General features: G+C 50.1%; 6 protein-coding genes, 2 tRNA genes and 1 pseudogene. 4 read left to right on the top strand and 5 right to left on the bottom strand.

The annotated features are described in order from the left end of the window. Positions 1-366 (top strand): annotated as a pseudogene (locus RIC19_RS13925) (transglutaminase); the annotation flags it as partial. Positions 367-529: 163 nt separating this feature from the next. Here RIC19_RS13925 and RIC19_RS13920 read toward each other — a convergent pair. The 3 genes from RIC19_RS13920 to dnaA form a co-directional block, all read right to left on the bottom strand. After that, positions 530-604 (bottom strand) — tRNA-Pro (locus tag RIC19_RS13920). A 21-nt stretch (positions 605-625) separates the two neighbouring features. Further along, positions 626-712 (bottom strand) — tRNA-Ser (locus RIC19_RS13915). 307 nt (positions 713-1,019) lie between these two features. Beyond that, the gene (dnaA, locus tag RIC19_RS13910; protein WP_350178939.1) at positions 1,020-2,486 is read right to left on the bottom strand and encodes a chromosomal replication initiator protein DnaA; all 1,467 of its coding nucleotides are present in this window, start codon (positions 2,484-2,486) and stop codon (positions 1,020-1,022) included. Positions 2,487-2,961: 475 nt separating this feature from the next. Between dnaA and RIC19_RS13905 the strand changes: the two genes are divergently transcribed. Genes RIC19_RS13905 through RIC19_RS13895 form a run of 3 tightly spaced genes read left to right on the top strand, consistent with a single transcriptional unit; the run spans position 2,962 to position 7,180 of the window. Beyond that, positions 2,962-4,356, top strand: coding sequence for an efflux RND transporter periplasmic adaptor subunit (locus tag RIC19_RS13905; RefSeq protein ID WP_350178938.1), 1,395 nt, complete (start codon positions 2,962-2,964; stop codon positions 4,354-4,356). Positions 4,357-4,382: 26 nt separating this feature from the next. Further along, positions 4,383-5,693 carry an ABC transporter permease gene (locus RIC19_RS13900; protein ID WP_350178937.1) on the top strand — a complete coding sequence of 437 codons (1,311 nt, stop codon included), beginning with the start codon at positions 4,383-4,385 and terminating at the stop codon, positions 5,691-5,693. Between the two features lie 14 nt (positions 5,694-5,707). Further along, positions 5,708-7,180, top strand: coding sequence for a TolC family protein (locus tag RIC19_RS13895; RefSeq protein WP_350178936.1), 1,473 nt, complete (start codon positions 5,708-5,710; stop codon positions 7,178-7,180). A gap of 7 nt (positions 7,181-7,187) precedes the next feature. Here RIC19_RS13895 and RIC19_RS13890 read toward each other — a convergent pair whose 3' ends face one another. Both RIC19_RS13890 and RIC19_RS13885 read right to left on the bottom strand, forming a co-directional pair. Next, the gene (locus RIC19_RS13890) at positions 7,188-8,591 is read right to left on the bottom strand and encodes a tetratricopeptide repeat protein (RefSeq protein ID WP_350178935.1); all 1,404 of its coding nucleotides are present in this window, start codon (positions 8,589-8,591) and stop codon (positions 7,188-7,190) included. A gap of 42 nt (positions 8,592-8,633) precedes the next feature. Next, the gene (locus RIC19_RS13885; RefSeq protein WP_350178934.1) at positions 8,634-10,859 is read right to left on the bottom strand and encodes a T9SS type B sorting domain-containing protein; all 2,226 of its coding nucleotides are present in this window, start codon (positions 10,857-10,859) and stop codon (positions 8,634-8,636) included. Between the last annotated feature and the right edge of the window lie 220 nt (positions 10,860-11,079).

Below are 11,079 nucleotides of genomic sequence, written 5' to 3'. Positions count from 1 at the left end.
GCAAGAATACATCTCGCTAAAGTGAAAAACCACATCGGGGTGGAAAGAATAATTGAAAAGTTCGGCACTGATGAATTAACCCCTCATGGAATGGCAAACTTATTCATAGAAGGCAAGTGGCTGAAGGTATCTCCCGCTTTTAATAAGGAGTTGTGCAATAAATGCAACGTGGCAACTTTGGAATTTGATGGCGACAATGATTCTCTCTTTCAGGAATATGACAAGGAAGGCAACACGTTCATGGAATACCTGCATGACTATGGCCATTTCGAGGATGTACCTTTCGATTTTATTATTCGCAACTTCACTGAAAGCTACCCCCAGATCATGGAGAAGTACAAGGGGATGAACGAATTCAAAATTTAGAATTAGCAGGATTAACTACGTTGATCCTGTTAAGGGGGGATTCAATCAAAAGCCCCCGCTCATTTCATTCGTTTCGTTTTGTATTTTCTATCCTCGCACAAGCTACGCTTGGCTCGGCTATAAAACACAAAACCCCGGGCTTTCGCCTGAGGTCTTTTGATTGTCGGGGCGGCAGGATTCGAACCTGCGGCCCCCTGCTCCCAAAGCAGGTGCGCTAACCGGACTGCGCTACGCCCCGATCTATATTTGATGATTGCAGCGGTGACGGGGGGATTCGAACCCCCGATACCCGTGAAGGTATGCCAGTTTAGCAAACTGGTGGTTTCAGCCACTCACCCACGTCACCGGGTTAATCTGAATTATCCAGCCCGAGAGCTGGAAAGTGAGCAGGGTAGTGGTTGGAACCATTTTTTCAAGCCCTAAATCACTTGCTTTTTTTTGAGGAATCCAAGCACTTTTGCCTGAATTTTTTATACTCGGTTCAACAGCGTTGCCGTCTGTTTTTCTGAGCGATTGCAAAGGTAAGAACGTCTATCAAAAAATCAAATCTTGCAGCATCTTTTTTTGCAGCAAAAATACTACCGCGCTATATTTTGCTGATTTACAAAGGGTATAACCCGGAAACTTTTTTTGAAGTTCCAGGGCAGCCCTTGTTATTGATCGTGGAGGCTCAGTTTGATCTTTTTTTCGAGCTCCGAAACGGTGTCTTTGAAGATCATATCCGTCTCCATTAAGTCAGATACAGTTTTGCAGGAGTAGATGACGGTGCTGTGGTCGCGGCCACCAAAGTTTTCCCCTATTGCCTTGAGGGACTTGTCGGTCAGGTTTTTAGCCAGGTACATCGACAGTTGCCGGGCGATGACCACTTGCCGCTTCCGGGTTTTGCCCTGCAGCTTTTCAACGGGCAGACTAAAATGCTCCGCTACCAGGTTTTGAATGTAGTCTACCGTGATCTCCTTATTGATTTGGCGAACGAAATTGCGGATGACACGTTTGGCCAGCTCTATATCGACTTCCTGCCGGTTGAGGGAGGATTGGGCGATGAGTGAAACGAGCACACCTTCCAGCTCGCGAATATTATTTTGGATATTGTAGCAAATGAACTCCGTCACATCAGCCGGCAGTTCAACACCTTCCTGATTCATTTTGGCTTCCAGGATCGCAATCCGGGTTTCCAGGTCAGGCGCCTGCAGGTCGGCAGAAAGCCCCCACTTGAAGCGGGAGATCAGGCGCTCCTCCATATCGTCCAAGTCCTTAGGTGCCCGGTCGGAAGTCAGGATGATCTGCTTCCCATTCTGATGGAGCTGATTGAAAATATGGAAGAAGATTTCCTGTGTTTTCTGTTTTCTGGCCAAGAACTGAATGTCGTCGACAATCAGGACGTCGATCAGTTGGTAGAAGTTGACGAAGTCGTTGACCGCGTTGTTCTTGATCGACTGAATGATCTGATTGGTGAATTTCTCGCTAGACACATAAAGGACGGTCTTGGAGGGGAAGCTCTGCCGGACTTCATTGCCTATTGCGTGAGCGAGGTGGGTTTTGCCCAGCCCCACATCTCCGAAAATCACCAAAGGGTTGAAGGAAGTACCTCCCGGTTTTTTGGCAATCGCCACACCTGCCGAGCGGGCCAGACGGTTGCAGTCCCCTTCGATATAGTTATCGAAAAGGTAATTGGGGTTAAGCTGGGGGTCCACCTTGATTTTCCGGATACCCGGGATCACAAACGGGTTCTTTATCGTTTGGCTGTCCAGCATGCCCGGGGCAAATGCGCCCGCCTTGCCTCCGTTCTTCTTCGCGGTAGCCCCGTTCCCGTTACTATTTCCGTTGTTGTAGTTTAGCTTTCCGTTTGGAGCAGCTGCCACTGCACTTTTCGTAAGAATTTGGTATTCCAGCCGGCCGTTCTGTCCAAGTTCGCGGCGGATAGTCGTCTTCAGCAGCTTTACGTAGTGCTCCTCGAGCCATTCGTAAAAGAATTTGTTTGGGACCTGAATCGTCAACGCGTTGTCATCAAGCCTTACCGGCTTAATCGGGTCGAACCAGGTCTTGAAGCTCTGCTGATTCACGTTCTTGCGAATCGTTTGCAGACAGTTACCCCAGACTGTAGCATGATCCTTTGTCATTCTGCAGGTTTAGATATTTAATAAATAGGGCTTTTAAAGCCTAGAGTATCAGTAAGTTAAGTTTTGATAATGCAGGGTGGCGGCTTCATCAGAAATGAATAAAACCAAGTCGCATTTTACCGATGTTTTGATCTGTTGCCTTAACTATCGGAGGACTACAAAGTTGGCAAAAAAAAGCCGGTTTTTAAACTGATGTTGAAAAGTTTTAGCGAGGCTAATCTTCAATTTATCGCATAGCTGCCTAGCTGGCAAGGGGTTGAGCGGGCCAAAAAAAAATCGGGCTGCCCCGGAAGCCTTTCCACATAGGGGGCGAAAAATGTGGATAACAAGGTGTTCGTTGTTGAAAGATACCTAAAAAGCTGTTTTTCAACGGTTTAAACTATTTGCGTATCTTGTTTAAATGTTAAGTTAATGTAAAACAGAACAGTTTACAGACCTTTTTTCTTAAATTTAGTCCAATCAAAGAAATCACCTTATGCAGCGCTCTGGCATCATTATTTTGATGGCCTTCCTGGGCCTTACTGGCCTGGCAGGATGGTATTTCCTTTCAGGTTCCACCGCTACCGAGCAAGATGAAGAATTGCGGTACGAAGTGCGGCGGCAACCTTTCTCTATACAAGTCACCGCTACAGGCGAGCTTGCAGCCAAACGGTCCGTTAAAATCAGAGCCCCGCAGGGTATGCGGGCAGCTGGTATTTTTGAAACGACCCTGTCTGACCTGGTGCCCGAAGGCAGCGTGGTGGAAGCCGGGGACTACGTTGCTTCCCTCGACCGTACCGAACTGGCAGGCAAAATGAGCGACGTGCAGACGGAACTGGAGAAAATCCAAACCCAACTGGAACAGGCCCGGATCGACACGGCTATTGACCTGCGTGGGTTGCGGGACGAGCTGGCCAACCTTGAATTCAACAAACAGGAGAAACTGCTTGCCGTAGAACAAAGCAAATATGAACCCCGCTCCGTCATTCAGCAGGCCGAGCTCGACCTGGAACGGACTGAGCGCGACTTTCAGCAGCTCTTAAAGAAGTATGAGCTGAAACAACAGCAGGCCGTTGCTAAAATTCAGGAAATTGATGCGCTACTGCGGCAAAACCAACGGCAGCTCAAAGTCTATTCCGACCTCTCCGAAGAGTTCCGCATCAATGCGCCCGAACCGGGCATGGTCATTTACGCCCGCTCCTGGCGGGGCAAGAAAGAGCCGGGCTCCCGTATCAGTGCCTGGGACCCTATCGTGGCAGAACTGCCCGACCTCAGCGATATGATTTCTCAGACCTATGTAAACGAGGTAGACATTAGTAAAGTGCAGGAAGGGCAGGATGTTGCCCTTCAGGTAGATGCCTTCCCGGAGCGTAAATACACCGGCAAAGTGATTAAGGTGGCTAATATTGGCGAACAGCTCAGCGGTTACGATGCAAAAGTATTTGAAGTCGTGGTACAGGTCAATGAATCCGACTCCATCCTCCGCCCAGCGATGACGACGAGCAATGAGATCCTGACCGGCACCTACGAGGATGTGCTCTCTATTCCCCTTGAGGGCCTGCAGTCAGACAGCCTTAACTTCGTATATAAGGATAGCGGCGCGGGCGTAGTCCGGCAGGAAGTCATCACCGGCCTGGCTAATGCTGATGAAATCATGGTTATGTATGGTTTGTCAGAGGGCGATCAGATTTATCTGGTACCTCCGCCTGGCGCTGAAGAAGCGGCATTCGTCCCGGTCGACCCCAAAATCAAGGAGGATATCCGTAAACAGCAAAAAGAGGAAGAGGCTAAACGGCAAGCCGAAGCCTTGCGCCGTAAGAATTCTGTAAAAGACATTGAGCCACCGACCAACCGCAATAAAGGCGGTGGCGGGATTATCATCTTCGAATAAAAGGCCGGCAGGCAAAACCTGATATTATGCAGCGCGTACTATTCAACTTCCTGCTGGCTGTGGAAGGCGTAAATGCCAACAAACTCCGTTCTTTCCTCACAGCTCTGGGCATTATTTTCGGGGTAGGTGCAGTGATTGCCATGCTGGCGATCGGCAGTGGGGCGAAGCAGTCGATCCTGGACCAGATGAAGCTGATCGGCACCAATAATATTGTCATCAACGCCGTTGTCCCGGAAAGTGGCGGGGAATCTGCTTCCGGAGGAGAAGAAGAGGAGGAGAAAAAGCCTTACTCCCCCGGGCTGAGCCTGGCCGATTTGTCGGCTATCCGCAAGACCGTACCTACCGTTGACCAGCTGAGCCCGGAGATCATCATGAATGTGAGCGTAGTCCGGGCGGGCAGGCAGGAAAAGGGGCGGTGCATAGGCGTTGATAATGCCTTTTTTGAACTCAACGGCCTCGGAATCGGGCGGGGGATAGCCTTCCAACCCATACACCTGGAGCGTGGGGAGGCGGTTTGCATTATTGGCAGGGAGGTTCAAAAGCGCTTTTTCAGTGAAGAAGACCCTATTGGCAAACTGATCAAGTGCGGTAAAACCTGGCTGCGGGTCATTGGGGTACTGCAAAAACGCAATGCCTCAAAGGAAAGCCTCTCCCGTCTGGGCATACGCGATTACAATTCAGATATTTACATCCCGGTCAGTACCGCCCTGCTCCGTTTCCGGAACCGGGCGCTCATTACGAACGAAGACCTTGGGGATAACAGCGAGGGCAATCAGGCTAAGAACTACCATCAGCTGGACCGCCTTGTGGTCAGGGTAGACGATAGCAAAAAGCTGCGGGCCAGCGCTGACGTGATTGCCCGTATGCTCAAAAGACGGCACCTGGAAGTGCCCGATGTGGAAATCGAGGTGCCGGAGCTGCTCCTGGAGCAGGAGCAACAAACACAGGATACCTTCAACCTGGTATTGGCGGTCATTGCCGGCATTTCACTACTGGTGGGCGGTATCGGAATTATGAATATCATGCTGGCCTCCGTGCTCGAACGCATCAAGGAAATTGGGGTTCGGCGCTCTTTAGGCGCCACCCAAATGGATATCATTTTGCAATTCTTATTCGAAGCGGTTTTTATTAGCCTGATTGGAGGCCTGATTGGGGTACTGCTCGGTGTGGCAGCGGCTCAGACCATTGCGTCCTACGCCGAAATCCCGACTATTGTCTCTGCCTGGAGTATTGTGTTGTCTTTTGGAGTGGCGGCGAGTATCGGATTGGTGTTTGGGCTATTCCCGGCACGGAAAGCCGCTAAGCAAGATCCGATCAAAGCGCTTCGCTCTGACTAAAAAATCAAATCCCGATGAAACAACTGTTTTTCCTTTTTTGCCTCAGCCTGGCTACGACTATCTCCTATGCGCAGCCTGACACCTTGCGCATGGGGCTGGAAGAAGTGGTCCGTATGGCTCAAACCGGGGCCCCTGATGTACAGATTGCTCAAACGGCCGTCAAGAACGGCTTTTGGCGCTATCAGTCCTTCCTCGCCGATTACCGGCCACAAATCAGTTTTGGGGCGACCCTGCCCAATCTGAACCGCTCCATTCAGACCATTACGCTGCCCAACGGTTCTGATGCCTTCATCGACCGGGCCCTGATGAGCAACCTGGCGAACCTCAGCCTGGAGCAGGATGTGGCCCTGACCGGTGGCTCTATCTTTGCACAGACCGGCCTGGAGCGGATTGATATCTTTGAAACCGACAATAACCCGGGGTCTACTTCTTACCTGAGTACCCCTTTTGCTATTGGTTTTCAGCAGCCGCTTTTTCAGTTCAATGCCTTGAAGTGGGCCAAGAAGATACAACCCCTGGTCTACGAAGAAGCGCAGCGGGAATATTCAGAGGATGTGGAGAATGTAGCCTACAACGCTGCTGTGCTCTTCTTTGATGTGCTGGTTGCCCAGCTCAACCTCGATGCCGCCCGCCGGGATAAACGGGATGCGGATACCCTGCTCGTTATTTCCCGGGGCCGTTTTGATGTAGGGCGGATTGCCGAAACAGAACTGTTGCAGATCGAGCTGAGCGCTATGAATGCGGACGCCTCACTGGCGTCAAGTATGCTTGATTTACAGACGAGCACGGAGGCTCTGCGCAACTTCCTCGGTATTCAGGAAGCGGTCTACTTTGAGCCTGCCACGCCTGGCAGAATTCCGGTTTTTGACATCGATGCGGACAGGGCGCTGAGCCTCGCCCGCCAAAACCGGAGTGAGTCCATTGGTTTTGAGCGCCAACTGCGGGAGGCAGAAAGAGAACTCGCCCGTGCCCGGGGCACGACTGGGCCTTCTGCTGACATCAACGGCTACTTCGCCCTTTCTCAAACTGCCAATATGTTTGGGGATGCCTACGTGGACCCGCTCGATCAGGAACGGCTGAATATACGACTGAACGTACCAATTGCCGATTGGGGCAAAGCCAAGTCCAGGAGAGAAATCGCCCGCTCTAACCAGGAATTGACGCAGTTGCAGGTACAGCAAAACCGGATCAACTTCGAGCAGGAAATCCTGATCAAGGTTCAGCAATTCAGCCTCCTGCGCAATCAGGTGGACCTTGCCCTGCGTGCCTACGATGTGGCCCGCCGCCAGCTCGAAATCACCCGGCAGCGGTATCGGATAGGCAAGATCGCAATTGCCGACCTAAATATCTCCATTAGTCAGGAAGCAAGCGCCCGTGCCGCCTACGTGAGCGCCCTGCGCGACTTTTGGCTGGCTTATTATGACTTGCGCCGCCTGACGCTTTATGACTTTGAGAACCAGGAGAGCCTGAAGCGCAGCCGGGAGTAAGCTTGTTTTAGCTTAGCTTGGCCAGCAGCCAGTCCCGGTTGTTGAGAGGCGTGGTGGCTTCAACTTTAGCCCTGAGCTTTGGGTACGACTCCGGTAGGTGCCGTAGCAGCGCCCCGGAAAGCTGGATGAAATTTGTATAGGGCGTTTTTACTTTTGTGGAGATCGACCGGTTCCGCCGCAGGAATACCTGAAAAGCCTTTAGCGAAGCTTCGAGTGCATCCCAGGCGCCCTGTTCATAGTAGATTTTGGCCAGCAGCGTCCGGCTGCCGAGGTTGTAGTGGATATCCGTGAACTCCACCTGCCGGAGCTGATCAAGAGCGGCCTCGTAGTCTGCCCTGAAGAAGTAAAGCTCGGCCAGATTGTAATGCAGCGCATCCTTTTGCTGATCAGCGGGCAGATAGTCGGAGTAAACTTTGACAAAATCCTCCACCCAGTCGTATCTTTTCAGGTTCAGCCCCAGCTTGACCATGTTTTTGTAGGTCCAGGGCGACAATTGCTTTTCCTCAATCAGAATTTCCTCATCAATTCCCTGCTGATACAAATTCAGTAAATGTGGCGCAAAAGACCGTTCGCCCTCACGTATCCTGCCAATACAATAATTAATGGCGTAATAGAGTAGGGGGCGGGCGGTTTCCGAACTCAGCCGGGCGCTCCATTCCCGGAACAAGCCCACATAATGGAAAAAAGTCTCCTGATGCCGGGCGGGTGCCTGCAGCATCTGATAGAGGTATAAGTAAAGCTGGTGTAGTGGTTTTTGACTAAGGTCTTGTCCAGACAAATGGTTGATCACGGGCTCCACCAATGTGGGATCAAAATCCTGATCAATCAGGCGCTGCCGGTTGAGCATCTCGCAGGTGTACTGCAGCTTCTGTAGCATGAAGAAATCATCAAGGGCGCGGTTAGCTTCCTGCAAATAGGGGGTAGGCTGCCGGGTATTTTGCCGGAAAAACTGCTGTTCGGCCAGGTCGAGCAATTGCCAGCTTTGCAAGTGATGCGTAGGGCTTAAAGGTGCCTTTTCCAGCGCATCGCTGGCTTTGCGGTTGGCTTGCCGGTAGTGCTTGCCCAATTGGAGCCGGACCAGTTCTTCCGCCTTGATTTGTTCGGCAAGGGCGGTGTCCTCCTGCAGGCGCTTCCAAACCAGCCAGTCTTCTGCCAGTTTCAGCAGGTCGCTCATCAGCTGATTGAGCATTTGGTAGCGGTAAGGCTGTTTTGGGAACAGCGCTTTAAATACGGCTTCCCGTTCCAATGTTTCAGGTTTCCACTCCTCTGTCCACAGGGCGTGTAAATGGGCCAGTAAGCGGTGCGCATCCGGATTGGGATTGTGGAAGGGGCGCTCCACAAAAGAAAGCAGGCTGCGCCAGTCGTAGCCGTCAAGGGTCTGGAGGAATTGGAGGAGCTTGGTGCTTTTCATGGATCAGATATGCCTTGTTTTTTAGAGAATCCTCAGTTGCTTTTACCGAAGGAGTAGAACATGGCCTTGCCGGGCTACCTTACGCCCGCTTGCCAGCTCCCGAAATTGGGCTACATAGGTATATAAACCTGAAGTTACCGGCTGCCCGTTCATTTGCCCATCCCAGATTGAATGATTCCTGTTTCCCTCAAATACCATACCTCCCCAACGATCAAATACCCTCATAATAATGGGCTCGAACCCGTCCCCCTGTGGGAAAAAGTAGTCGTTGATACCATCGCCATTTGGGCTAAATGCCGTTGGGAAATAAATTTTAGCGGCGCAATCTTCCACTGCAATATTAATAGTATCCGATACTAAGCAATCCTGAACCTGGGCAGAGACAATATAGGTGCCTGCTGTCTGTACACTTCTAACAGGTTCCGTTGCTCCATCCTGCCACAACCATTGGGCAGCCTCCAGGTGGAGGGCATTCAAGGTCAGGGGCGATTGCAGGCAGATGGTAGTGTCTTCTCCAAGATAAAGGGGAGGTTCAGCGTGAATTTCATCAAAGAAGCTAACCTCAATATCAATCGCCTGCTCGCCGCAAAAGCGGTCCGTAATGGAAAGGCGGTAGTTGCCACCGCTAAGGATTTCCCGCCCGGCTGAGGTGCTTCCGTTTTCCCAAAGGTAATTGACTGCACGAGGATGCGAAACATCTAACACGAATGGCGGAGGATCGCAAAGGGTGGTGTCTTTCGGCACTCCATAATTTGGGGCATCAATCACAACAATAGTTCTGGAAAAAGTATCCGGACAGGTATTGGTATTGATGATACGGCTTATGGTGTAGGTACCTGTCGATTCATAACATAAATCACCAAGAACAGGAAAAAAAGAGGAATCAGGCGAAGTGCCGCTCATAAACCATGAATAGCCCGAGGCTCCGGCATTGCAGGGGATTTCCGGCTGAAAACAATCGCCTACGCAAAGGGTATCAGGTGCTTCGAAGAAAGAACTTGGGAATGGGCACTCCGGGCAGAAGTCAACCAGTGTTGCAGTATCCTCAACAAATGAGATAGGAGAAAAAGGAGGAAAAGTGATGATGGTATCAACCAGCTCAATTGCAGCGTCCTCAAAGGTAATAGGGCACTCCTGAGTCGAATAGCAAAGAGATTCAAACCTGCATTCTTCAAGCTCTCCGAATGCATTGGTACGAATAATTGGCGAGACTGGCGTAAATAGCTGGTTTTGGAGCAAGAATATGGACTGATCGTCTGTCTTGGCAAGGTGATTGAAGCGCCGGGTAGAAAAATCAAAAAACATTTTTATCCACTCTGCATTTCCGAGCGCATCAATTCTTAGAAGGCCGCCTTTAAAGTTCTCCGTATTCTCAATACTGACTAAAACTGAACCGTCTTCAAGAAGAATGGGATTGGCCAGATAGCCGAGATCGTAAGGGGCATCAATTATTCGGGACCAAACAATGGTACCATCGGGTTTGCTCCTGACAAAGCAAGTGGCAGCAGTTTGACTGTCCATTGAGAACCCCCCGTACAAAAGGTCTCCATCGGCATATTCCAGGTAAGGAGCCAAACTGGCCGAAGGGGCATTTCTCACCCATTGCAGAACGCCGTCTCCATTGATCTTAATAATCACATCCTTACCGCCAAGGGCAAAATACTGAAATACCATGCCTCCATCGTCAGTGCGTACTAAATTACTCCCCCGGGTAGCCAAATCATTTTTAATGCATTTTGACCAAACGGTCTGCCCGGATGAATCTAACCTTACCAGGTATTGATCGAATACATTCGTTGAAGCATGCAATAGTATTACATCGTCATCAATTGCAATGATATCCGGAGGGGCAACCGTGTACTCCATTATTCTGATGGACCACTGAGGCGTACCATCACTACTAAGCCTCATAAGGTGATAATCCGAATAGCTATTGGCTAAATTGTCATAAATGCTGTATAATGCAGCCAGGTCTCCGTTGTCCAGTTCGGTTACTTCCCAAATATGCCCTTTGATATCCGGCACTTTTGTCCAGAGGTGCTCTCCCTGAGGATTAATGCAGGTGATAAAGGGCTGAGGGTCATCGTTGCTCCATTGACTGCCTGCAACCAGGATTTTTTCATTTCTATTTGCAACCAGCGTGTTAAGATGATACTGCTTCCCTTCAGAGCCCAAAACCTTGACCCAGTTTTCCTGCCCACCTATTAATGCCGGGAGTAAAAAGCAAAAAAACAATATCAGCGTGGGCCTATCCGGTGAGGTATTCATACTCCAGTCATTTTACCAAGCTGCTGCTCAATATTCAGCTGAAATACATCCTTGAAGAAAGCAAAGGACAAAAAGCCGACAAATCAGAGCAGGAAAACTCAGGTTTAAATATTTATCTGAACCTAAACATATCATAAAATACTGATAACCAGTGTTTATATTTTGATTAGCTTAGGATTTATACATTTACAAATATAAAAAAATGTAGTTGTACCCCCTC

The organism is Phaeodactylibacter sp. (assembly GCF_040219495.1).
In the GTDB taxonomy this organism is placed as follows: Bacteria; Bacteroidota; Bacteroidia; order Chitinophagales; family Saprospiraceae; genus Phaeodactylibacter.
The sequence above is the reverse complement of the archived record's forward strand: the minus strand, read 5'-3'. Positions and strand labels throughout refer to the sequence as shown.

Excerpts from the sequence above, each read along its gene's own strand:
- dnaA (WP_350178939.1), bottom strand. The coding sequence starts at position 2,486 with ATGACAAAGGATCATGCTACAGTCTGGGGTAACTGTCTGCAAACGATT.
- RIC19_RS13905 (WP_350178938.1), top strand. The coding sequence starts at position 2,962 with ATGCAGCGCTCTGGCATCATTATTTTGATGGCCTTCCTGGGCCTTACT.
- RIC19_RS13900 (WP_350178937.1), top strand. The coding sequence starts at position 4,383 with ATGCAGCGCGTACTATTCAACTTCCTGCTGGCTGTGGAAGGCGTAAAT.
- RIC19_RS13895 (WP_350178936.1), top strand. The coding sequence starts at position 5,708 with ATGAAACAACTGTTTTTCCTTTTTTGCCTCAGCCTGGCTACGACTATC.
- RIC19_RS13890 (WP_350178935.1), bottom strand. The coding sequence starts at position 8,591 with ATGAAAAGCACCAAGCTCCTCCAATTCCTCCAGACCCTTGACGGCTAC.
- RIC19_RS13885 (WP_350178934.1), bottom strand. The coding sequence starts at position 10,859 with ATGAATACCTCACCGGATAGGCCCACGCTGATATTGTTTTTTTGCTTT.